This window comes from Sporosarcina sp. SAFN-015, assembly GCF_059415085.1.
In genome coordinates, this window is the sequence record NZ_JBPFDR010000004.1 from 252,520 (window position 1) to 277,621 (window position 25,102).

Below are 25,102 nucleotides of genomic sequence, written 5' to 3' on the forward strand. Positions count from 1 at the left end.
GTTTTATTTAGATGGAAGGCCAACATGGTTCGTCGCCCATTCTTCATTAAAATTAGATTGAGTATTGGCATCCTTCAACGGTACGACTATAAATCTATTATTATCGTCCTTGACGACAGCTGTCGGATAAAATGTCGATTTATCTATTTGCACGAAGCGTTTCCCTGCTAGTTCGGTAGTTGATACGTGCACTTTTGCAATACCGCCGATATTTGTCGAATCGAATTGTTGGGCGGAATAAAAGTTTCCTAGCGAATAAAACACTTCCGTATTCCCTATTTTCTCGTAATGCTGCAATACATGAGGATGATGGCCGAAAATGATATCGACCCCTTCCGACGAAAGCCACTCAGCAAGCTCCTTTTGGCGCGCAGAAGGATATAACGCATATTCATCGCCCCAATGAATGGAGACGACTGTAATATCGACTTCTTCCTTCATTTCCTTAATTTCTGTTTCTATGCGTTCTTTGTCAATTAATGAAACTAAATGGCCCTTCCCTCTCGGTATAGCAGCTCCATTCAAACTGTATGTATACGCCAAAACGCCAATGTGGACGCCTTTCACATCAAAGATCCGCTTAGTTTCCCGGTCCTCAATAGACTTATACGCACCGACATACGGCATTTCATATTCATTCAAATGCCCGATTGCTTTCAATAGGCCGCTTTCCTTCTGGTCAAGCGTGTGGTTGTTAGCGATAGATAGCATATCGACCCCACTCGCTTTCAAATCTCGAATAATATGCTTTGGGCTATTGAATAGCGGATAACCGGACAAACCTAGCTCCTTTCCACCTGGCAGCGATTCTTGATTCGCAAGCAGAAAGTCGGTTCCGCTCATCTCATCTTTCACTGCACTGAAGGAATTGTCATAGTTATCGTATGTATAGAGCGGATAATGCAACAGGATGTCCCCGATCATGCCGATTGTCATGTCGGATGATTTATCATGTAAATCCAAGACATACGGATTGCACTGCAGTAAGGCAAAGTCATCGGGACGGACGATTTCTTCTCTATTTTTCATACACCCAGTTAATAAATAGCTGCATGCTAAGGACAATATAGCAATACGTTTCAAACAACTATCCCCAGTCGTAAAGTAGTAGTCTCTTTCACACTATACTCCAACTTTGAAAAATATGGAAGATGCAAAAAAACCTACGCTTCGTCGGGAATAAGCATAGGTCTTCGTATTATTGTTCCCATTTGTGGTCCGTTGGCTGTTCTCTGCATTCGGTTGAATTACGATATTGCATCATTTGCTTGTCCGCGTCCTGTTCGGGCTCGAAGTCCGGGTAACGTTTAGCGTTTGGCATTCCTGTGAATCCTTCACCCTTTTCATCATTAGGATTCGTTTGAAAACGGTTGTCTTTCATGGTGAACAGCTCCTCCATTTTCATTCTTACCTTAACGATACCCATAATCCTGTCTTTTAATCGAAGGGACAGTAGGAGGAAGAGAAAGGCGAGGTTTATGATCACTTGTGGAGATTTATGATCACTTGCGGAGATTTATGATCACTTGCGGAGTTTTATGATCACTTACCGAGATTTATGATCACTTGCGGAGATTTATGATCACTTGCAGAGATTTATGATCACTTACCGAAATTTAGATGTAGATGAGAAAAAGAGCAGGGGTTTCCCCTGCTCTTTCATATTCAACTTCCTTATTTCAATTGGATGGAGAAGTTCGCGAAGCCATCTTTCGTCGGTGCGACGAATTCGATTCCGCTATCTGTCGGAATGAGGTCTTTCGCTTTCTCTGCTGTTTCGAATACGATTTTTACATCGCCTTTGACCGGAACGAACTTCCAATTGTCATCCGTTGACGGGTCGATCGTTTCTTCTGCAATCATGTAATCCATGATCGCTTCACGGTTTTCGTATGCATATTCGATTTTATCGGTTGCATTAACGACGCCCGGGAAGCTTCCGCTAGCACGGTAGTTATTCGTAACAACGACAAATTTTTGTTCAGGATCGATTTCCTTGCCGTCGTATTGTAAATTGACGATACGGTTTGCATCTGCATTGACCGTTTTGCCTGCATAATCATATTTCGCTGGTTGTGTGACGTCAATTTCATATGTCACCCCATCAATCACATCGAAATTGTACGTACGGAATTCAGGATTGACCAAATCTTGCTCTTCTGTTGAAGCAGGATCGATCTGATTGAATTGACCCGCAGACATTTCAAGCCATTCCTTCACGTCCGCACCGGTCAGAACAATTGCATTCACCGTATTGTCGTATACGTACAAATCAGCGACGTTCTTAATGGCAACTTGTCCCGCAGGAATGTCAGTATAATAGTTTGCTCCATTGCGTCCGCCCGCTTTGAATGGTGCACCTGCCGAAAGGATCGGTAAGCTTTCATACTCTGTGCCTTTCAATTGCTCTTCTACATACCATTTTTGTGCATTTGTTACGATTTGAATGGAAGGATCATCTTTCACTAATGAAAAATAGCTCGTTATTGCAGATGTCGTTTTGCCGACAGGGCTGCGGACATACTCGATCGTGCCTTCATGAGCTTCTTTCACAGCTGCAATCACTTTTTCCGAAGCAGCATCGGATTTGGAATCAATTTCACGTAGTGACCCTTTGCCGCTAACTACTTTCCAGCTTTCCCCATCTTTTTCAAGAACTAGATCCATAACACCCAAATGGCTTCCGAATTTGCCTGGCATAACGATCGGCGTCCCATTGACAGTACCATTTTCACTGTCAACGTTTTTCAGATCTGCATAATCGCCAGGGAATACGGAGTGGTTATGGCCTGTTAAAACTGCGTCGACTCCGTCGATTGCAGTAATTTGGTAGGCAACATCGTCTTCCTCTTTCGTATGGATTTCATCTCCCATACCTGAGTGGGAAAGTACGATGACGACATCTGCTCCTGCTTCTTTCATTTCTGGAACGAATTTTCCAACCGTATCTGCCGCGTCTTCTGCCGTCACTTTCCCTTCAAGATGGGAACGGTCCCAACGCATGATGCCTGGAGCTACTACTCCGATGACGCCGACTTTCAGCACATGGGTTTCCCCATTGCCATCCACGACTTCTTTGTCCATGATGACGTAAGGCGTATAGCGGTTCTTTCCTGTTTCAGCATCATAGACATTCGCATTTACTATTGGGAATGGCGATTCTGCCAATACTAGATCCAAATAGTCGAGTCCGTAGTTGAACTCATGGTTACCTAAAGTGCTAGCATCAAAGTCAAGAGCTTGCAGTGCTGCTAATGCAGGATGCAACTCTCCTTTTTCCAACGGATCGACAGACACTTTATATCCGCCAAGCGGAGTTCCTTGAATCAAGTCACCGTTATCGAATAATAGACTGTTCGGGTTTTCTGCACGAGCTGCTTCAATGAGAAGAGCAGTCTTCGCCAATCCGAATTCATTCGTCGGCTTGTCCTGATAATAATCATAGTTTACGAAGTTCGTATGCAAATCGCTCGTGCCGAGTATACGAAGAGCGATTGCGTCCTTATTTGTTTCATCCACTTCAGGTGCTGCGTTATATACTGCGAGCATCCTGTCGATGATTTTCTTCACCTGTCCATTTGTTACGATTTGCTGCGGCTTCGCAGTACCATCCTCATAACCTCTGAACAGATCCAAACCGACACTTTTCGCCAGTTCTTCTAGTTCATCAGTTTTGAAGTCCGCCTTATCTTTGAAACGATCTAATAACGTGACCGGATAGGTTTCCTCCGACTTCACTGCACGCGATGCGATTAGAAACGCATGCTCACGAGTCAGCTTCTCATCAGGTTTGAACTCGGTCGAAGTGGCACCTTTTATAAGTCCGTGTTGTTGTGCCGCTTCAATGATAGGAGCCAACGATTCGTCGACATCCGTAAATTCGATCGTGCTTCCATCTCCCAATTCCAGTTCAAGCGCTTCCACGACGGCTGCTATGAATTCCCCGCGTGTCACATCTTGAGCTCCCGCCGCTTTTGCGACAGACATTGAAAAACCGCTGAATGCAAGTGCCATGACAGCAATCCACATTCCCGCTTTTCGAATGAAAGACATGATTCCATCTCCCCTACTGTAATTTTTATTTTAAGTGCGATATTGCACGTAAAACCATTTCTAGTAATCTACTATTCTATACAATATCATAATTGGAAATAGGGATGAATTCACATTCACTCATTTCATCCCGAAAAAGCCGTCCGGCAATCAACAATCGATTACCGGACAGCCTATTGTCATTGTTTTGTCTTGTTCGCAATTTCCATCGCACGATTTGTTCCTTCTGCAGCTTTATCAAGCACTTCTTGCGGATCTTTTCCTTGGTATAGTTCTTCCAAGGCCGTTACGATCTGCTGTCTCGATTCAGGGAAAACAGAAATAAGCGCGCCTTGAGTTGCAAGGCCAGGAATCGTGTCTTGAAGCTGATCCACTGTTACTTTGTATTGTGGGAATTCCGCCCACTTATCCTTAACGCTTTGCTCGTCATAGGCTGCAGGGTTGATAGCGAAGTAGCCTGTATCGAGATGCCATTTCGCTTGGACTTCAGGTGTAGTCAAGTATTTCATGAACTCCCAAGCCGCTTCCTGCTCTTCTTCTGCAATGCCCTTCGACATCCATAACGAAGCACCGCCGATGACAACGCCATTACGTTGAACTTCATCTGCATGCGGAATATAAGCGACCCCTACTTCAAACGGAGCGTTTTTGATAGCTCCCGCTACACCAGCAGACGAATCCATATACATCGCTACTTTGCCCGTTGCAAATGCGGAACGGATATCATCCCAGTTTGTTCCGAAGTTACCGAATGTGCCAGCTTTGTTCATCGTATCGAGGAATCGGAATACATTCAGCCCTTCAGGTCCATTGAATAAAGCTTCTGTCGCGTCTCCAGATCTTCCGTTGTCTTCATTGACATACAAGCCGCCTTGCGTCGCAACGAGCTGCTCGAAAAACCAACCGTACGTCAACATGGAAAATCCATACATTTCATCTGTTTTCAGCTTCGCCGCCGCATCAATCACTTCTGAGAACGTTTCCGGTGCCTTTTCAGGATCGAGTCCAGCTGCTTTGAATGCATCTTTGTTATAGATCATTACCGGCGTTGAGGAGTTGAATGGCATTGAATATAACTCGCCGTCTACACGGTAGTAGTTCAAAATATTTTCCTCAAGCTGGGAAAGATCATAATTATCTTCATCGATGAATTTCTGCATCGGCTCGATATAGCCGCTGTCGATCATATATTTTGTTCCTACTTCAAACACTTGTGTAATGGCTGGAGCATCTTTCGTTCCGCCGACTCCACGTAGCTTTGTCAACGATTCCTCATAGGATCCTTGGAATTCCGCCTTCACTTCGTATTTGTCTTGGGATTCATTGAACCCTTTAACGATGGCGTCAATTGACTCTTGCCCAGTGCCTGACATCGCATGCCAGAATTCGATTGTCACTTTTTCGCCGGTTGCAGCGCTATCAGCATTCGTCCCTTCCGTTCCGGATGACGAGTCATTTGTTGTTGGTTCATCCGTCTTTTTATCGCTGTCGCTGTTCGTACAAGCCGTCAAAATCGCAACCGCAAGAATCAGCATCCAAAATAGAGAAGAACTGAGTAGTTTCTTCAAATTACATGCACCCCTTTTAATTGGTAGAATTGATCATTTTAACGCACCTTGGGATAACCCTTTTTGCAGCTGCTTCTGTCCGATGAACAGTAAAAGCAGCGTCGGTATGATGACTACAATGACTCCTGCCATGACCACCCCCCATTCGGTTGCGATTTCTTGGGACTGCAGCTGCTTCAGGCCGATTTGTACAGTCCGAACAGATTGGTTTGTCGTTATGAGCAGCGGCCATAAATACATATTCCAAGTTGTCAGGAAGCCGTACGCGCCCAACGTGACAAGGCTTGTTTTCGAAATCGGGAGGACGACCCGCCAGAAAAAGCGGAATCGGCTGAGCCCTGCGATTTGAGAAGCTTCATGCAGTTCCTTCGGTATCGTAAGAAAATGCTGGCGAAGAAGGAATGTGCCGAATGCAAGCGCAAAAAACGGTAATGTGAGCCCTTGATACGTATTGAACCAATCGAGCTTGCGGATCGTGAACACGTTCGGAATCATCGTCGCTTCCCACGGGATCATCATCGTCGATATGAACAGGAAGAAAATGAAATCCCTCCCTTTGAACTTAAAGAAGACAAACGCATATGCAGCAAGACTGCAGACGACAAGCTGACCGAGCATGACGCTCACAGAGACGATAAAGCTGTTCAGCAAGTAGTTCAGCAACGGCAACCGGCTGAACACTTTAACGTAATTGTCAAAGTTGATCGATTCCGGGAAAAACTTTCCTTGGATGATCTCCGGACCCGTCATGAATGAAATCATGAATGCGTACAATACCGGGAAGAAGACGAATGCCGAAGTGATAATTAATAAGAAATAAATCCATATTTTCGAAGCGAGCCCCATTTTCATTGGTAGTGCACCTTCCTTTCACCCAATTTGAATTGGAGGATGGTGACAACTAATATGATGAGGAATAAAATGATGGCTTGCGCACTGGCAGTCCCGAACTGATAGTTGATGAACGCCTCCCGATAGATCGAGTAGACGATCAAGTTCGTCGACTGCGAAGGTCCGCCTTTCGTCAAAATATCGATCTGGCCGAATGTCTGGAACGCGTTAATCAAGGAAATCGTAATGATGAAAAACAGCGTCGGTGACAGCATCGGCAACGTAATGCGTCTCAACCGATAGAAATAGCCCGCTCCGTCGATTCTCGAGCTCTCGTAAAGATGCTCGTCGATGTTTTGCAAACCACCTAAAAGAATGAGGAATGAAAAACCGATATTCATCCAAATTGTCGAAATCGACACGGATAACAGTGCCCATTCCGGATCGAGAAGCCATTGGATTTGCGGGAAATTAAAGACGCTCAGCAAACGGTTGAACATCCCGATGCTCGGGTTGAACATGAACAGCCAAATGACGGATGACGCAGCGACGGAGATACCCATCGTCGATGAATACATCGTCCGGAAAAATCCAATTCCCTTCAATTTTTCATTGGCAAGTAATGCAAAGAACAACGCCAGGATGATTGTAATCGGAACAGTATACAATACAAACAGCCCTGTCGCTTTCATGCTATTCTGGAATTCAGATGATCCGAGCAAATATTGAAAGTTTTCAAACCCGACCATGATGGCGGCATTACCCGTTTGATCTGTCAGGAAAAAGCTTAAATAGAGCGTCCGAAACATCGGATAAAATACGAAAATGGAAAACAGAATGATAGATGGCAATAAATAAAGGGCAGCTGTCCGGCCGTCTATGGATTTCCTCCACATTGTTGCAAACCGTGTCATGGCGACACCTCTTGCTGCGTAACATAGTTGCCATAGTCAATTGTTTTCTTAACAAGCTCTCCACTCTGTTCGTCAAAGATGGACAATGATTCAAATTCCATCCGAACTGGCAGGCGATCGCCGATGCCGATATGCCATTGGCCGGTCCATTTAGCCATCCATTCCTCCTCGCCGAGTTTGAATGAAAAGACGGTTTCATTCCCTAGGATTTCAACGTTCGTCACTTCGACATGGAAAACGTCCTCTGTCGCAGTTTCAGGCGTTACAGGATGGAGGTTTTCAGGACGAACTCCGACTGTCATGGATGTCCTTGGCAATGTTCCGATTTCATCGACAGGGACATTCAGCTTGAAATCATTTCCGATATCAAGCTGTCTAGTCGATTCATTGTATTCCGCCTTTGCGAGATTCATAGGAGGCGATCCGATGAACGTCGCGACGAATGGATTTGCAGGATAATTGTAAATGTCGATCGGCTTGCCGATTTGCTGAATCTTCCCTTCATGGAGGATCATGATTCGATCACCCATCGTCATCGCTTCCACTTGATCATGGGTGACGTAAATCATCGTAATGCCGAGACTTCTTTGGATCCTTCTAATTTCGGAACGCATATGGGCACGCAGCTTCGCGTCAAGATTCGAGAGCGGCTCATCCATGAGACAAATTGGCGTTTCACTGACAATCGCTCGAGCTAAGGCTACCCGTTGACGCTGGCCACCGGAAAGTTCTCGCGGCTTCCGGTCTAGATATTCGGTCAAGCCTAGCATTTCTGCCACTTCTTTCGCCTTTTTCCGCTGTTCCTCCTTTTTCATCTTTTTTACATCGAGGCCGAATGTAATGTTTTGCTGGACCGACAAATGCGGATAAAGCGCATAGTTCTGGAAAACCATAGAAAGGTCACGTTTATCAGGTGATAGATTATTCGCGACTTTATCGCCGATTTTTAGTGTTCCTCCTGTAATTTCTTCAAGGCCAGCAATCATACGGAGCATCGTACTTTTACCGCAGCCTGAAGGACCGACAAGTACAAAAAATTCGCCGGGCTCGATTGTTACGTTTATATTGGATATAACGTCCACTTGTTTATCGTATGATTTAGAGACGTCTATCAGTTCAACCTGTTTCATTGATCAAAATCCTTTCCGCTAAAATTTTCTAGTAATCTGAAAAAGTAGTCTTACAACACACTTCGCTAAAAGAAGTCACAATTCCTTCCTTTTTTCTCATTCTTTACAATTACTTTACGATCAAGGAGGAAATATTCGTGAAAAAAGGGATACTTTTTGTCTTACTTGCCCTTCTAGCAGCTTGTTCAACTACCTCGAAAGCGGCTTCTTTACCTGAAGATAAATTTCTAGTGATTGCTCACCGCGGGGCTTCCGCCTACGCGCCGGAGCATTCCTTATTATCCTATGGATTGGCAGTCCAAATGGAAGCCGATTATATTGAATTGGATGTTCATATGACGAAAGATGGGGAGCTTGTTTCGATGCACGATTCGATTGTGCATACGCCGAACGGTAACAAGACTGTAGCACAGGTCGAATTTCAAGAGTTGAAGGACATACAGCGCGAGTCGAGTTACGACGGTAAGCTGCCCGTTTCTTTCCCACTGGATTTTGACTCGTTGCGGATTGTCAGTACAGAGGAGATTTTTTCGTATTTCCAAGATGACGTCAATTACTATATCGAACTGAAAACACCTGCCTCTTACCCTGGAATCGAGGAAGCGTTGCTTGGGCAGCTGCTGGAGTTCGGGCTGTTACCTTTGGATGACGCAGACATGCCAAAAGTGATTCTGCAATCATTCGATGCCATCTCTTTGAAGAAAATCCATGAGCAGGAGCAGGCCATTCCGCTTATACAACTGTATTCGGCGAAAAATGAAACGATGCTAACGAAAAAGAGATTGGGGAAAGTCGCCAAGTATGCTTCTGGCATCGGTATCGATAAGACAGTAGCAACAGAAGAGTTAGTGAAGACTGCACACGAAGAAGGACTGCATGTCCACCCTTTCACGGTGAATGAAGAAAAGGACATTAAACATATGATTGAAATCGGTGCAGACGGGATATTTACAGATGTGCCGGATGTGGCGGTTAAAGTGTTGAAGGAGTTTCAGGAGGATTGAAAAGCCCCCCAATTTCCAAGTGAAGGAAATTGGGGGGCTTAATTTTATTAAACAAGCGATGCTGTTGCTTGTTTGAATTGATTCACTGCTTGGTCGATCGACACATCGCGACCGGTTTCTTTCAACGCTTCGCCGATTTTTTCGATTGCTGAAATGAGCATTTGTTCCGATGTGTTGCCCATATGGCCCATGCGGAATGCTTTACCCGCCAAGTGCGCCAACGCGCCTGCGACAACGAGTCCTTCCTTGGCCAAAGCAGCACGGAATTCAGCGTCATTGACCCCTTCCGGGTAATGGAAGCAGCTCAATGTCGAAGCGGCAACTTCTTCGTCCGCCAATGGCGCCATGCCATATTCCCGTAGTGCGGCGCGCACACCGCGTCCATATGCCTCATGCCTTGCATAACGCTTTTCCAATCCTTCTTCAAGGACAAGCTTCATCCCCTCGTCATAAGCATAAATCAAGTTTACGGGAGGAGTTGCGAAATATTTGGACGGATCATGCATGATTGGAATCCAATTTTCAATATCGCAGTAATAGGCAGGAATACGTCCGAGCTGTTTACGCGCTTCCAATGCAGTTTGGTTGAATGCGACAATCGCAAGTCCCGGTGGAACACCAATTGCTTTTTGGGAGCCAGTCAGGACGACGTCAATCTTATATCCTGCTTCGCCATACTCTTTGCTCATATCCTCTTCCATCGCAGCAGTTGCGCAAACCCCGTCCAAAATGACGAGCGCTCCGTGCTTTTTCACGATCGGGACAAGCATCTCCAAGTCGGCAGCCACTCCGGTGGACGTATCTGCATGCGTGATCGTCACCGCCTTGTATGTATGCTCCGATAATTGACGCTCCACTTCTTCAGCCGCAACTTGTTTGCCCCACTCAGCTTGGAGGACATCGATTTCAATTCCGAATGCCTTCCCGAGCTGGATGAAACGGTCTCCGAAATAACCATGGCTGATGACTAAGAGCCGCTCTCCGGCACCCACCGTATTAACGAGCGCCATTTCCATCCCGATTGTCCCCGATCCGGCGATGACAAATACTTCCCCGTCCGTATTGAACATCTCGCGCGTCCGCTCAATCGAACGCTTGTAAATTTCGACGAAGCGAGGATCCGTATGCCCTCTCGTCTCACTTGCCATTGCATCGTAAATTGAATCGACGACCGGTGTAGGTCCAGGAATTAAAAGCATCTCTTCATTGCGCATCCTAACATCCCCTTTACGTTTTATTTTCCCTTCTATCATATCATCATCATTCGTCAGAGAGGGAGTGAAACCCTTTTATTAAAATGACCCGCTCTCCTAACAAGGAGACCGGGCCACGTCATTATTCTTTATGTTTGCCGATGCAGCGCTCGCACTCATAGAGCAGGGATTCAACTTTCTCGACGATTTCGCACCCGCATTCTTGGCAATACTTTTTCGATTTCCTATTCACGCCTGTCGTTTTCACCATTATGAACCTCCTCCTTTTCCTATGATAATTTTGTATAGCCAGGCAGCGTCAGAAATTCCTCGAACTCATCTTGCAACGTCAATTCGACGAACAGATCGGCTGCCTCGTTAAATTTGCCGAAACGGAACTCCTTTTCGCCTACTGCTTCTTTTAATTTTTTCATTTCATCTGCAAATATTTCCTTGAACAATTCCATATTGATTTTCCTGCCGTCCACTAGGCGACCTTGAGGATGACGGATCCATTGCCATACTTGGGAGCGGGAAATTTCCGCAGTCGCTGCATCTTCCATTAAATGATTGATTGGAACAGCTCCATTCCCTTTCAACCAAGAAGCAATATACTGGACGCCGACGCTGCAATTCATCCGCAATCCCTCCTCCGTTATCGTCCCAGACGGCACTTCCAGCAAATCTGACGCGGTCAATTGCACATCTTCACGTTTCCTGTGGACTTGATTCGGCGTTTTCATATGCGCATCGAATTCAGCCATCGCCACCGGGACAAGCCCGGGATGTGCGACCCATGTTCCATCATGTCCATCCGTCACTTCACGGCGCTTATCTTCCGCGACCTTTTTGAATGCTTCCTCGTTTGCTTCAGGATTATTGCGTATAGGAATTTGTGCCGCCATCCCTCCCATCGCAAATGCGTTCCGCCGGTGGCATGTCTGGATGCAAAGCTGTGTATAAGCTCTCATAAAGGGTGAAGTCATCGTAACTTGACTGCGATCCGGCAAGATGACATCGGGATGTCGCTGAAGTCTTTTAATGAAACTAAAAATATAATCCCAACGACCGCAGTTCAGCCCCGTTATGTGTTCACGCAATTCATACAAAATTTCATCCATCTCGAATGCAGCCGGAATTGTTTCAATTAACACCGTCGCCCTGATCGTGCCTGTCGGTATACCTAACTTTTCCTGTGCGAAGATAAATACTTCATTCCACAGCCTCGCCTCCAAATGGCTTTCGAGCTTCGGTAAATAAAAGTACGGACCTGTGCCCTGCTCCATCAATTCTTTTGCGTTATGAAAGAAATAAAGTCCGAAATCGAAAAACCCTCCCGCCATCGGCTCGCCGTCGATATGAATATGCTTTTCGTCCAAATGCAGTCCACGTGCCCTTACCATTAACACAGCTGTTTCTTCATTCAAAGAATAATTCTTTCCATTGGACGCCTGCTCAAATGAAATCGTCCGTCTCACAGCGTCTTTCAGATTGAGCTGTCCATCAACCATATTCGACCAAGTAGGCGAAGTTGCATCTTCAAAATCCGCCATGAACGCTTTTGCCCCGGAATTAAGTGCGTTGATGATCATTTTCCGATCGACAGGTCCTGTAATTTCAACCCGCCGATCTTGCAAATCAGATGGAATCGGTGCAATCGTCCAATCTCCCTCACGAATATGCTTCGTTTCCTCCAGAAAGCGAGGTTTCTCGCCAGCATCAAATCTTTGTTGCCTCAATTCCCTCGCTGCAAGCAATTCTTTCCTCCGACCATTGAATTGTTCATGCAAGCTATAAATGAATTCAAGCGCTTCCGGTGTTAAAATCTCCTCCGTTGCTACAGTCATCTCACCAAGCACATCCAAATTGAAACGCGTCCGTTGAGTAGTCAGTTGAATCATCCTTTCGTATCATGTATGGATTTGGATTAGACGAACTGCGCCTCTTCCGTTGACCCTTTCATAGCCGTCGTTGAAGACGTGCCTCCCGAGATAACTTGCGCAACTTCATCGAAATAGCCCGTTCCGACTTCGCGCTGATGACGGGTTGCCGTATATCCTTTTGATTCATTCGCAAATTCAGCTTCCTGCAGCTTTGAATAAGCAGCCATCCCTTCAGTTTTATAACCGTGGGCCAATTCAAACATGCTATGGTTCAATGAATGGAAGCCTGCCAACGTAACGAATTGGAATTTATAGCCCATCTTGCCGAGCTCCCGTTGGAATTTGGCGATTGTTTCGTCATCCAAATTCGTTTTCCAGTTGAATGATGGCGAACAGTTATAGGCGAGCATTTTGCCTGGAAACTTTTCATGGATGGCATCCGCAAAAAGTTTCGCTTCTTCAAGATCTGGCGTCGACGTTTCACACCAGATGAGATCGGCGTATGGCGCGTATGCAAGGCCGCGGGCTATCGCCTGTTCAATACCGGCTTTCGTCCGGTAAAATCCTTCCGGCGTCCGCTCTCCAGTAATGAACGCGTGGTCGCGCTCATCGATGTCGCTCGTAATCAGATCCGCTGCATCGGCATCTGTCCTCGCAATGATGATTGTTGGAACGCCTAATACGTCAGCTGCTAGTCTCGCCGAAATCAAATTCCGGACTGCGTTCTGCGTCGGTAGAAGCACCTTTCCTCCAAGGTGACCGCATTTCTTTTCGGAGGCAAGTTGATCTTCAAAATGGACGCCTGCAGCTCCCGCTTCAATCATCGCTTTCATTAATTCGAACACATTTAGTGGACCTCCAAATCCCGCTTCCGCGTCAGCGACAATCGGAGCGAACCAATCAAATTCGTCCGTCCTGCCTTCCGCATAATCAATCTGATCTGCGCGCTGCAACGCTTGATTGATACGCTTCACGACATTCGGCACGCTGTTCACCGGGTAGAGGCTTTGATCGGGATACATCTGTCCCGCCATATTCGCATCCGCCGCCACTTGCCAACCGCTTAAGTAAATCGCTTGGAGCCCCGCTTTCACTTGCTGTACGGCTTGATTGCCCGTCAGTGCGCCAAGCGCAGCGATGAAATCCTCTTCGTGAAGTGATTTCCAGAGCCGCTCTGCTCCTCTTTTCGCCAACGTATGCTCAACTTGAACAGATCCCCGTAATTTGATGACGTCCTCGGCATTGTATCCACGCTCGATTCCCGACCAACGTTCTTCCTCCTGCCAGCTTCTTTCCAACTGCTCAATTTGTTCCATTCGTCCTTTTTGTTTCGCCATTTCACACCACACCTTTCGATTAATAGAGTAATTGATACTTTCTTACTGTTCCACAACAGTTAAAGTTGTTATACATTACTATATAACAGAATATTAAAACTGTCTGTGCATTCCGACAAAAAGGCAGTTTTAGAGGATGAATGAGAAAATAGCGTGATGAAATCGATGAAGGGGAAGATAAATGAATGGAGAAAAAATTACGTGCGGATATCTTGCATCAAATAACTAGTCTGCAAGGGGATTGGATGCCGATTGAAATAAACGGGGAACAAGCTGCACTTGTCGTCATCCTTACTCCTGATCAAATTAATCCATTACGGATTCTCACCGGAAAGCTCGACGACGAATGGTACCCTGTACCGATTGAACAGATCACCCATATCGAAAGCTATCAGAAAAAGACTTTCTTCTATACAGAGGACGGTCAATTCAGTGTGTCGAGCACGCTGAAAGAATTGGAAAAGCGGCTGCCTGAAATCTTCTTGCGCATTCACCGCTCTTATATTGTGAACACAGCTAAGATTTCACGGATTTCGCGCGATTTCTCGTCGAATCTCGTTGTGACGTTAGTGGATGGTACAGGATTGCCGGTGAGCCAATCGTATGTGAATGATGTGAAGTGTGTGCTGGGGTTTTGATGGTGGGAGTTTTAGCGTGTTAGGTTGCGGCTTTGAGCGCAAAAGGTGGTATTTTGAGCGCGAGGGTGGACTTCTTGAGCGCAAATTCGATTTCTTGAGCGCGGGGGCGGAACCTTGAGCGCCGATTCGATTTCTTGAGCGCGGGGACGGACTTCTTGAGCGCGGATTTGTTTTCTTGAGCGCGCGAGTGGACTTCTTGAGCGCGGATTTGTTTTCTTGAGCGCGTGGGTGGACTTCTTGAGCGCCGATTCGATTTCTTGAGCGCGCGGGTGGACTTCTTGAGCGCGCGGGTGGACTTCTTGAGCGCCGAATTGATTTCTTGAGCGCGGGTGGATTTTTTGAGCGCGAAGACGAACTTCTTGAGCGCTGATTTGATTTCTTGTGCACTTACTCAATAAAAAGCCGCCGGATAATTATTTATCCGGCGGCACACTCTATCATTTATTCAACGCATTCGTAAATTGAACAGTTCCATTCATCGCTTCATCATACAGCTTCTTCGATAGCTGTTCGGTTTGCTGCAAAGTCTCCTTCCAATCAGAATTCATTTCATTGAACGCACCGAGGAAGTACTCGTCGTTTTCATGAAGTTCATCGATTGGGAATGAAAAACGGTCCAGCCCAGCCAAACTCATGAAGTCTTTCACTTTATGATGGTATGAAATCGCCATTACTGGAGTTTCGGTGCACGTCGCTAATATTAATGAGTGCAACCGAGTTCCGATGACGATATCTTGCTGCTCTGTCACTTCCAATATTTTAGAAGGCAATAAGTTTTCATCGATGATTGTCGTTTTCGAACGCTCAGTCATCAACTCCTGAATATCCTTTGTCACATTGGCGTCCTGCGGAAACTTCGTTGCGAAAAATGAAATTTCGACGTCACGCCCAGATGCGAGCTTATCTAGATTTTTCGCCATGCCTTCAACGTATTTCTGATAAATATCAGGATTCCCTTCCGGCCAGTAGTCGGCGTTGTAATAAGGGACAGCAGTGACACCAATTTTAGTCGGTACAATAGATTTATCTGAAGCGCCTTCTTCACGTAATGAAAACGCAGGATCGCCGATCACATCTACTTGTTCGTTGACACCGATAGACCGCAATAACTGTGCAGACTCCGGATCCCTGACAGAAACACTTTCAGCATGTTTGCACATATAGCGGATGAACCATTTTCCTAACGACGTATGCAATGGGCCTGCCCCGCATCCATATATGACATATGGCGTTTTCGACTGTTTCGCCATCATCGCATACGATCCGTACAACGGCGCTTCCCGGCGGTACAAGTCCATCAAGATGCCGCCTCCACCGATAATGAGCAAGTCCAGCTTTTTCACGACTCTCTTATTTTGGCGGAATGTCTCGATGAACGTCTTGACAGCATTCCCTTTTTTATAATAGAGCGGATAACTTTCCACACCGTATCTCTCGGCCGTCTGTTGCGGATTATTGCTGAAAATGGTGAGCTGAGACGTATTAATATCGAAAGTGGATGTTACTTGTTTTACAAGACTAAGCAAGATCGCTTCGTCCCCGTTATTATCGTTTCCATAATTCCCTACAATTCCTATTTTCATAATCCAACATCCTTCTACAAATAATGTACTTATTATATCATGCTTCGATTGTAAAGAAAAAAATGCCGCGGACCGTATAAACGATCCGACGGCATTTTCATGATTATTTATTAATGGCGCGGTATAGGAATGCGCTGAATTGTGCGCGGTTTACCGGTTTATTCGGTTCGAAGTTCCCTTTTTCATTCCCTGTCGTAATTTTATGGTTTGCAAGGATATGAACTTGTTTGTATGCCCAGTGGCTTGAAGGCACGTCTTTGAATTTCTTCTCGGACTCCCCTTGCAACTCGTAAGCTTTCACGAGAATTGCAGCCATTTGTGCACGCGTCAACTGACCAGCAGGATCGAATGTACCGTCCCCTTTACCTCCGACGAGTTTCGCTTCAGCGATGGCGTTGATTTCGTTGAAGTAACGATGCGTCGTCGGAACGTCACTGAACTTTTGAGCTCCTTTAACAGAAGTATCCAAGTTGAAGACGCGGCTTAAAATAACAGCGGCGTGTTCCCTTGATAACGTCTGGCCAGGGTTGAACTTGCCGTCCAGATCTCCTTTAATATAACCGAGGTCTTTCAAGAAACGGATTTCCGTATAGTATGCATAATCTGACGGGATATCCGTGAATGCAGGCATTCCATCGGACAACTCGATTGGAAGTGATGCTGTTTTCGTTCCGAGCTTCACGTTTACGGACCCTTTGCCAGGCACTTTAGACGCTTTGAACGTTCCTGTTTCTGTAATAGCACCGACATCACCGCTTACGCTCCATGTCAATTGTTCAGGAGAATAAATGACCGGCTTTCCTTGTGCATCGGTTGCCGTTGCTTTGAAAGTCACTGTCGATCCAGGTTCGATTGACGAAGTACTTGGTGAAATCGTCAACTTTGCAGGTGCATCAACAATCGTAATCGGGAATGATTGCGTTGCAGTGCCGTATTGGACGTTAATGCGATCAGTTCCTGCTGCTGTTGCCGTAAATGTCGTACCTGAAACGGATGCTTTGCCGTTAGCGGACGTAATTGACAATTGGGATGCATCCACTTTCAACGGATTGTAATACGTATCCAACACGTAGTTGATTGTCAACGGAACGCTAGCACCAACGAGCATTTCACCAACTTGTCCACGTGAAACACTAATATGCGCTGGATCGCTGAGCGGTGCAGTGCTAATCGCTTCAATGATCGCTGATACTTTCCGCTGGCTAGTATCAGTCGTCCGGTTTGCAAGAACGACCGTATTGCTGCCATGTTTGCGGATGCCCATCGTCGTCGAACCTCCGCCGTCAAAGTTGATGGCACGGTCGTAACCTTGGGATGCCAAATAATTCGCGAACTGTGTCAGTGTCATGCCGTTGCTATATCCGCTTTTGTTATCCACTGTGATGAGGTCGACTTTCTTTTTATCTTTGCTGATGGCAATTGCCGTGCGTGCCGTCATCGCTTTTGCACGCCAGTTCGATGTATCCATCGTAATGTATGGCTTGCCGTCCTTTAACAGCATTGGCCCACTTGCCAACATGAAAGATGAATCCATCCACTTCGAGTCTATTGATAAGTTAAGAGAAACGGTCTCCCCAACTTTAATCCCTTTTAATCGTTCCAACGGCTTCAATCCATGTGCGGAAATGACAAATCCTGTTTTTGGAATCGTGACTTTTTCTTTTGATCCATAATCTCTCACTTGCACAACTTTTCCAGTCAATTGCTGCCCATAATATGTAGACGTAATTGGTTCACCGGTATCTACGACGATTTCGATACCGAATTCATTAGACCCGGTCGTAGATGAAATATGTTGTGGTGTAAATACAATGGTTTCATCAGCTTGCCTTTCGCGGTTCAACCCGGTCATCTTGTAATCCGTGCCTTGATGGTTGATGCGAATGTCGAAATTGAACTCATCAATTTCTGCACGGCCGTCATTCATGACACCAAAGGCAATAGGCTTGCTCACATAATATTCACGGGAACTTGAAATGACGCCGCCGTTGATGATTTCATTTCCTTGCGAAATCAAATACATTGGCAATCCTGACTTCATGTCGAAAAATGATGCATTCACTGCTCCAACTACACGATTCCCATCACGTGTATCCCGATTTGCAAGTGTTGTCGTCGCGTCCCGTTTTGCTAGCGGGGATGGCAATCCGACATCGAGCTTCGTGTAAGGGTCATTCAAATTGACACTTACATGATTAATATGGTTCGTGCCCGAATGTGTGTAATGCGTATACGTCACTCCGGAAGAAACCGGATAGCTATCCACTGTCTGCGTGTTCGCAGATGCTCCAGCTGGCACTGCCACTAAAAGTGAAACAGCAGCCGCTGTCATCGCGACCTTTTTCCCGAAATTTTTCAATGAATCTACTTTATTAATGATAAGTCGACACCTTCCTTTCTATGAATCAATGTCCAGCTTACCAAACGTTTCGACAAATTACTATAATCCATAAGAAGGAAATAGCGGACAAAGTGTTGTCCTGTCTAGATTCCGACGTAATTCGATTGGTAAATACTGTTTGATTCAGGAAGAAATCGTCATTATTGCTTACAATACTAGGAGACTAACTGAGGATTTTTTAGAATGGAATTATAGTAGATTTTTTCATTATATAAAAAAGACCACCCGGCGAAGTGGCCGGATGGTGAGTAGTCAAATATCTTTCGTTTTGAATTTCGTGTATTGATTCGTCATGGAAGCGAAGACGCCGAACAGGATGAAGTAGAACATCGTGTAAAGCTTCAGCTCCCATATATTATAGTAAAAGCCGGAGAAGCCAGTTGCGAACCAAAGCGCAATCATGAATTTGCCCATCGGTGTTTTCCGTTCCTTCCAGAACAGGTACAGCATGCCGAGCAGAAAGGCTGCGAATAAGATTACGCCGATAATTCCTGTCTCCGTAATGATTTGAATATATTGGTTATCCGAATAGAAATACTTGCCTCCGTAAATATCCGAACGGATTCCGTAATGATCGTAAATCGGCGATCCATACGATAATGTAGCGGATCCGCCGAACGAGCCGAATCCTGAACCTGCGACCGGATATTCCTTGAAGATTTCAAAGCCTTTCTTAATATAGAAGAAACGGCCGCTTTCAGACATGAGCGCCAAGTTTTGCTCGTTAAACGTCTCGCCGAAACGTCCGGCGATGCTGCCTGCCGGATCTTCCGGCGGTTCAACCCCAAGTTTTGCGACAAAGCTAACGCCTAAATTCACCGGATAGTAGATGAGGATAATTGCAGCGATACCTGCGATAACAAGCTTTTTCAGCAAATGCCAATTCTTGGTCATCAGAATGAAAATCGCTCCAAGAACAAAAGCAGAAATCCATGTTCCTCGTGAATACGTTAAGATGAAGACCCCGACGAACAGCACTAGGTTGATGTTCAAGAACCACTTATATTTTTCGCCTTTATAAATGTGTTGTAAAAATAGCAACGACATAATTCCGAAAAGCAATAATAATGCCATTGAGTTCGGATTGCCTGGCAATCCGTAAATGCGCACGAAGTTCGTTGAGCTTAACGTTTTATATTTCCACACATCGGGCAATAGCAACTGGCGCATCGAAAGCTTTTCAATGAGGCCGTGGATGGAGGAAATCATGCTCGTCCAAACCGTTACCCAAGCGAGTCTTTTCAACCAGTCATCTGGCAACGTCATTCTTGCGATGATGTAATAAAGCAAGTACATAATGACAAATGTCCGAACTTGGAAGATGATCGCTTGCGGCAGAACGTCTTGAAGCAATCCGCTGATCGATCCTGCGATCAGTAGTGCGAAAAACGCCCATTCGAACCATTTGAATGAAAACAATGTTTTCCAATTACGTCCGCTTGAAATGACAATCTTGATGAACGCTATGAAAGTGATCAAATCACCGATCAACTTCAGCCCTGAGTTCACTTCCACGAGCAACGGGCGGATGCTTACATAGATGACGAGAAATAATAGGCTTTGCTGTGGCCTGAAAAATGCAAAAAGAACAAAAAACAATGATGTCGCGACGAGTGCAATGGACGATGGAAGGAAAAGTGCGACCACGACGACCGCCAATGCAACTAAGAAATAAACTGTATCTTTTTCCTTCAATTTGTTTGTAAGTGTTGTCATTAACAATAAAACCCTTTCCACGAATGATCTCCAATAGGTTAATGGGCATGACCCTTAGTCATTATAGCATCTTATACGACGTTGCGGCTTACCGTTTAGTTGCATTTTCAAAAAAATCGACATGAACTTGCCAAAAACCCTCTCCTTTTCACTCCTAGCAAACTATCCGAACAATTCATTTCTAGTAAATCGGTAAATCTCACCAAATTACACCTTATTATTTCATAAAGAATCTGATATTATAATAGATGATGTACAAAAGGAGGTTTATCGGTGAAAAAAATAATAACTTTTGCCTTGATCATGCTACTAATGTTTGCTCCTCTATTCCAAAATCCGGTGGAAGCGAGCTCTGTCTCGGGACACCAAATGGAAACGGAGTTAAATTATTGGATCCAGAAAAATGTTATTCGGACAGACAGTAAATTCAATCCGAATAAAGCTGTCACTCGAGGCGAATTTGCTTCGTATCTCGCACGCGCTTTGGAATTGCCTGCATCTACGAAATATACGTTCAAAGATTTAAAAGCAGGTTCAGGTTTGACAATCGAAATCCAAAACGCGGCTGGAGCGGGTTTGCTTTCAGGCTATCCCGATGGAACGTTCAGACCGAATGATAAGATCACTCGTCAACAAATGGCGGGAATGATATATAAAGCATTCCGTTATATGGATCTTCCTATTCAAAAGACGAACTTCACATTCAAAGATACCCATAAGATTTCGCCTAACTTCCGCGAAGCTGTATCAGCGGCAGTGTACTTAGGCATTATCCGAGGAGATCATCAGAAGAACGGTGTTTATTTCAAACCGCAAGACAGCGCAACAATCGCCCATGCGGCAGCATTCCTTTTCAGAATGAATGCAGCGGCAGAGCTTTTGAAGCCGACTGAACCGACAGATCCTTCAGTGCCGGAGACGCCTGAAGTGGATCCGGAAATTTACAAAGTAAGCTCGATTTCTAATGGTCAAGTCGTCCCAACAATCGCATTGTACAAAACATATGAAGATGCATTGGCAGTCTACAATGCATCTTCATCCATTCGGGTCATCCAAAAAGGAAGCGATGTCATTAAAATGAAGGCGGGCCGTGCATTTGGCGCGCAAAACTCGAAGCAATACACATCCCTTTACAGTGATAAGACATTGCGGAATGAAGTGACGTATATTACGAAAGGCCGCGAGATGAAATACATCGGAAGCGGTGCTGATTATGCAATCGTTGAATTTGCGGGTTCTACATTCTACGCTAGGCATAATGAAGTTGACCTCGTCCCGACAGAACTTGTTACGGGCTATGATTTCTATGAAGTAATCAACGGCGTACTGACGCACTCAACCTATGATAATCTCAACAAGACGAGAGGCGTTTACAACGTCGGCCCTGCAGGACCTGGCATGGCAAACGGGAAGAAGTATACTAGTTTCGATGGCGTCCATTTCGCAGAAGTCGGATCGAAGAATGTCATCACCTATTACCCATATTTCCAATTCCAATCCGTAAGGCAGCCGACGTCCTATACAGCTGCCGAACTTGATTCGTACATCAATTGGGCGCTTGCAGACCGTCAAAGCACGGGCATCGCACGCTACAAAGATGCGACGGTCAAATCAAAGCTGATCGGCTTAGGGGATTATTTGAAATCAGTGGAAGAGACATATCGTGTCAACGCAATGTTCATCCTTGCTGCGGCAATCCATGAAAGTGATTACGGCATCAGTCCCAATGCACAGACGAAGAATAATATTTTCGGAATCAGAGTCTTTGATTCTTCCCCTGAAATGGGAGAAGTATATGCGACTCCTGAAAATAGTGTCAATGCGTTCATCCAACGCTATATGAACTTGAATTATGCGAATCCGCTTGGCGCCCATGCGAACGGCGCGGTACCGGGCAATAAAGCTGTCGGCATCAACGTGAGATACGCATCCGACCCGAACTGGGGCAGTAAAATCGCGGGCCATATGTGGAAAATGGATACATTCCTCGGCGGACGTGATTATAATCAGGTACAACTAGGCAGCATTAATTATACCGGCCCTGAAGGGGTCAATGTAAGAACGAGCCCTGAAGTCCGTTCTGACAACAAGTTATTTACTTACAAACCGAAAAATCCTGGCTTAAATGCGGCATTCGGCTATCCAGTCGTCATCGTCGAAGAAGTCGCGGGCAGCGACGGATATGTATGGTATAAAGTGTTAGCGGATATTAACCCTCCGTCCGATTATGGATGGATCCGCTCCGACCTAGTGAATAAAATCAACTAAAAAAAGTCCCGTACGATATTTTCATCGTACGGGACTTTCTATTTTTATTATGGTCAATCCAGCTTTGGTCGCCCTACGCTTTATAGTGCGTCCGTATGCTCAACACCTGCTGGCAATAATTCCGGCATGCCGATACGGTCGAGGCCTTCCTTAATTTTCGTTGTGTAACCTTTATTATTCTTATCCATATAGCCCGCCTTCGAGCGGATCAACTTTTCAAAGACCGCCGTTTTGGATGGATCGATATCGGACCACATTTCATATGAATGGATAAGATCTTCCAATGTCAAATGCACATAATCCTCTCCGACAAATGTATGGTCCGGCGAAATTTTGTACCAAATATCACCGTTCGGTCGAATCCATTTATTGGCATCCTTCTCAAGCGCGGATTGAATGCTTTCCGCTGTTTGCAAGTAGACAGGATCGCCAAGTTCCTTGTAAGCAAGCAACAGGATGTTCATTCCCCCAAGCAGATGGTTCATCGAGCTATGTGTCTTCACGTTTTGCTTCGCCGGGAAGTAATCTTGGATGTAAAACGAATTTGCATCGACTTTAATAATATTGCCTTTCCCTTTTTGCGATACGAGAAGGTTTGCATAATTTTTCAAGCCGACCGTATAGTCGTCATGTCCAAACGCCTTCCCTCCATTATAAAGGAATAAAGCGATCTGTTCGTTGAATCTTGTATCCACGAATGGAGCTGTAATGCCGAACAGATTTTTTAAGTATGTGCTCGTTACTTCGGTTTCCCAATACGTTCGGTCTCCACGGAAAATATCGAGGTTCGCGAATGAATTGTATAGTAAGCTTTCAAAGTAGCGCTCTTTCGTTTCATTATACATCGCCATCGTACGATCTTCTTTCACGAGCAGCAAGTTACGGCCATATCCTCTGCCTGATTTAGGCATCGGTTCAATAGTCGTCGCCATCTTATTGTACGGTCCGTTTGCTGTATACCATTTATTACGCTTCTTATAATAAGTAGCGGATTCAAGCATCCATCGATCCATACTTTGATGGCTGGAGAAGAGCAGCTCGTCGGAAACGAGAAGCCATTGATCGACAATATCATACCCGCTCGACTTCAACGTATAGACAGAAAGCTGTGTATCTCCAAGAAGGATGCCGCTGAAAGACTCGCTTTCATTCAACAACTCGCGCGTATGGCTGCTTGCGCCGTTCGGATACGTTTTTGTCAGCTCTTTTGAGCGGTATGCTTTACCGATCATCCGTTGCGCTTTGTCACCATTTTCTGTTGTTTTTTCAAATACGCCTGTCGGATACGTCGTCAGATCGAAACCAAAAGTGCCGTCTGTTTCTTTTTTAATCGGATAGCGGCTGTATTCCCGTAGTATTCCTTTTTCTACATTGCCTTCCGTCTGGATGACATCGATTGTAATCGGCATTCGTTGAGAATTTCTCAGTTCCGTGAAAATGAAATAGTCGCCGTTTTCGAGGAGACGTTTTGTTACATTAACTTCGGCTGGAGACAATCCGCCCACTTTATATGTGTAAGTTGTATCTGTTGAATGGGCGTGCTTTCTCGTTTTTTCACCAGCAAATTGTAAATAATAATTGGAACGAAGATATGTTTTATTTTCCCCTGAAATCGGTACTTCAACAAAATTTTGTTCATATCGGACCGTTTCATAGTTTCCAAGCGTTTGTGGCTTATTAAAGACGATCTCTTTGCTTTCTTCGATCTTTCCGGTTTCTACCATCGCACGATGAAGGAAAACGACATATGTTGCACGGTTTACCGCTGTTTTCGGATCGAATGTGCCATCTTCTTTTCCGGTCGTAATTCCGTGCTGTGCAAGGATTCTTACACCGTCTTTATGCGATGCGCTAATCCGGTTTTCGTCTTTAAAGTGGATTTCTTCGCCTGTATCTTGCAGGTCGAAGGCACGCACGATAACCGTCGCCATTTGTTCACGTGTCAAAGAATCAGCGACGCCGAATGTACCGTCCTCTTTTCCAAGGAATATCCCAGCCTTATATGTAGTCATCGCCCCTTTTAAATGGGAAGACTTGCTGCTGACGTCCTTGAAAACAGGTTCATACGGGGCTTCCGGTAATTGAAGCGCGCTTGACAGGAGATTCGCCGCCTGACCACGCGATACTTCAAGAGCCGGTCTGAACTGCTTGTCAGGATATCCATTAATAATGCCCATATCGACAAGCTGCGTCACTTCGTTTTTAGCCCAAAACTCATTATGTATGTCAGAAAAGTTTTGGTCGATCGTTATTGTATTCGCATCCGTTGGGCTGCATCCGAATAACAATAACGCTAAAGATAATACGCTCGTTAGCACGACCGTCGTCATTCTCTTTTTCGTCACTACTTTTTCACCCTCCTACTACATTCCTTATCGTAAATCTTGTCCTATCATACCATAAAATTCGACACAAAAACCCCCTAGATTTTAGGAGGTTGCTAGTTAGTTCTCTATGCGTTATGAGTTTTTCTGACTGTTTATGCGCATGTATAGGCGTTTATGAGCTTTTTTGGCGAATTATGCATTTTCAAATGCGTTTATGCTTCTTTCGATTCATTTATGCTTTTTTCGCGGTATTTAT

The 25,102-nt window shown here is 45.2% G+C and carries 18 protein-coding genes; 3 read left to right on the forward strand and 15 right to left on the reverse strand.

The annotated features are described in order from the left end of the window. Positions 1-3: 3 nt before the first annotated feature. From ACR65H_RS09385 to ACR65H_RS09415, 7 genes are all read right to left on the reverse strand, one after another. Positions 4-1,083, reverse strand: a complete 1,080-nt coding sequence (locus tag ACR65H_RS09385) for a CapA family protein (protein WP_440499916.1) — start codon at positions 1,081-1,083, stop codon at positions 4-6. A gap of 115 nt (positions 1,084-1,198) precedes the next feature. Continuing rightward, positions 1,199-1,381, reverse strand: coding sequence for a hypothetical protein (locus ACR65H_RS09390; RefSeq protein WP_440499917.1), 183 nt, complete (start codon positions 1,379-1,381; stop codon positions 1,199-1,201). A gap of 293 nt (positions 1,382-1,674) precedes the next feature. After that, entirely contained in the window at positions 1,675-4,053 is a 2,379-nt protein-coding gene (locus tag ACR65H_RS09395) for a bifunctional 2',3'-cyclic-nucleotide 2'-phosphodiesterase/3'-nucleotidase (protein ID WP_440499918.1), read from the reverse strand. 179 nt (positions 4,054-4,232) lie between these two features. Next, positions 4,233-5,621 (reverse strand): ABC transporter substrate-binding protein, encoded by a 1,389-nt coding sequence (locus ACR65H_RS09400; RefSeq protein ID WP_440499919.1) that lies wholly within the window; start codon positions 5,619-5,621, stop codon positions 4,233-4,235. A gap of 33 nt (positions 5,622-5,654) precedes the next feature. Then, positions 5,655-6,467 carry a carbohydrate ABC transporter permease gene (locus ACR65H_RS09405; RefSeq protein ID WP_440500098.1) on the reverse strand — a complete coding sequence of 271 codons (813 nt, stop codon included), beginning with the start codon at positions 6,465-6,467 and terminating at the stop codon, positions 5,655-5,657. 2 nt (positions 6,468-6,469) lie between these two features. Continuing rightward, on the reverse strand, positions 6,470-7,366 hold the full coding sequence (locus ACR65H_RS09410; RefSeq protein WP_440499921.1) for a carbohydrate ABC transporter permease: 897 nt from the start codon (positions 7,364-7,366) through the stop codon (positions 6,470-6,472). Beyond that, positions 7,363-8,496: an ABC transporter ATP-binding protein gene (locus ACR65H_RS09415; RefSeq protein WP_440499922.1), complete on the reverse strand. Its 1,134-nt coding sequence runs from the start codon at positions 8,494-8,496 to the stop codon at positions 7,363-7,365. Before ACR65H_RS09415 ends, ACR65H_RS09410 begins: the two co-directional genes overlap by 4 nt. A 137-nt stretch (positions 8,497-8,633) precedes the next feature. On the opposite strand from ACR65H_RS09415, the gene ACR65H_RS09420 reads away from it, so the two are divergent. Next, positions 8,634-9,500 (forward strand): glycerophosphodiester phosphodiesterase family protein, encoded by an 867-nt coding sequence (locus tag ACR65H_RS09420; protein WP_440499923.1) that lies wholly within the window; start codon positions 8,634-8,636, stop codon positions 9,498-9,500. A 47-nt stretch (positions 9,501-9,547) separates the two neighbouring features. Here the strand turns inward: ACR65H_RS09420 and ACR65H_RS09425 are convergent, their stop codons facing one another. The 4 genes from ACR65H_RS09425 to aceA all read right to left on the reverse strand — a co-directional run bounded on the left by ACR65H_RS09425 (position 9,548) and on the right by aceA (position 13,913). After that, positions 9,548-10,714 (reverse strand): pyridoxal-phosphate-dependent aminotransferase family protein, encoded by a 1,167-nt coding sequence (locus ACR65H_RS09425; RefSeq protein ID WP_440499925.1) that lies wholly within the window; start codon positions 10,712-10,714, stop codon positions 9,548-9,550. Between the two features lie 121 nt (positions 10,715-10,835). Then, positions 10,836-10,964 (reverse strand): protein YhfH, encoded by a 129-nt coding sequence (locus tag ACR65H_RS09430; RefSeq protein ID WP_440499926.1) that lies wholly within the window; start codon positions 10,962-10,964, stop codon positions 10,836-10,838. 19 nt (positions 10,965-10,983) lie between these two features. Beyond that, positions 10,984-12,540, reverse strand: a complete 1,557-nt coding sequence (gene aceB / locus ACR65H_RS09435) for a malate synthase A (RefSeq protein ID WP_440500099.1) — start codon at positions 12,538-12,540, stop codon at positions 10,984-10,986. A gap of 80 nt (positions 12,541-12,620) precedes the next feature. Then, positions 12,621-13,913 (reverse strand): isocitrate lyase, encoded by a 1,293-nt coding sequence (aceA, locus tag ACR65H_RS09440; RefSeq protein ID WP_440499927.1) that lies wholly within the window; start codon positions 13,911-13,913, stop codon positions 12,621-12,623. 185 nt (positions 13,914-14,098) lie between these two features. Between aceA and ACR65H_RS09445 the strand changes: the two genes are divergently transcribed. Continuing rightward, a complete protein-coding gene (locus ACR65H_RS09445; protein ID WP_440499928.1) occupies positions 14,099-14,551 on the forward strand; it encodes a LytTR family DNA-binding domain-containing protein in 453 nt (150 codons plus the stop codon). Between the two features lie 437 nt (positions 14,552-14,988). Here the strand turns inward: ACR65H_RS09445 and ACR65H_RS09450 are convergent, their stop codons facing one another. From ACR65H_RS09450 to ACR65H_RS09460, 3 genes are all read right to left on the reverse strand, one after another. Continuing rightward, positions 14,989-16,134 (reverse strand): polysaccharide pyruvyl transferase family protein, encoded by a 1,146-nt coding sequence (locus ACR65H_RS09450; RefSeq protein WP_440499930.1) that lies wholly within the window; start codon positions 16,132-16,134, stop codon positions 14,989-14,991. Positions 16,135-16,237: 103 nt separating this feature from the next. Then, the gene (locus tag ACR65H_RS09455; RefSeq protein WP_440499931.1) at positions 16,238-18,466 is read right to left on the reverse strand and encodes an S-layer homology domain-containing protein; all 2,229 of its coding nucleotides are present in this window, start codon (positions 18,464-18,466) and stop codon (positions 16,238-16,240) included. A 321-nt stretch (positions 18,467-18,787) separates the two neighbouring features. Beyond that, entirely contained in the window at positions 18,788-20,251 is a 1,464-nt protein-coding gene (locus tag ACR65H_RS09460; RefSeq protein WP_440499932.1) for an O-antigen ligase family protein, read from the reverse strand. 273 nt (positions 20,252-20,524) lie between these two features. On the opposite strand from ACR65H_RS09460, the gene ACR65H_RS09465 reads away from it, so the two are divergent. Further along, positions 20,525-22,519, forward strand: coding sequence for an S-layer homology domain-containing protein (locus tag ACR65H_RS09465; protein ID WP_440499933.1), 1,995 nt, complete (start codon positions 20,525-20,527; stop codon positions 22,517-22,519). A gap of 80 nt (positions 22,520-22,599) precedes the next feature. On the opposite strand, the gene ACR65H_RS09470 is transcribed toward ACR65H_RS09465, so the two are convergent. Continuing rightward, positions 22,600-24,864: an S-layer homology domain-containing protein gene (locus ACR65H_RS09470; protein WP_440499935.1), complete on the reverse strand. Its 2,265-nt coding sequence runs from the start codon at positions 24,862-24,864 to the stop codon at positions 22,600-22,602. Positions 24,865-25,102 lie beyond the last annotated feature (238 nt).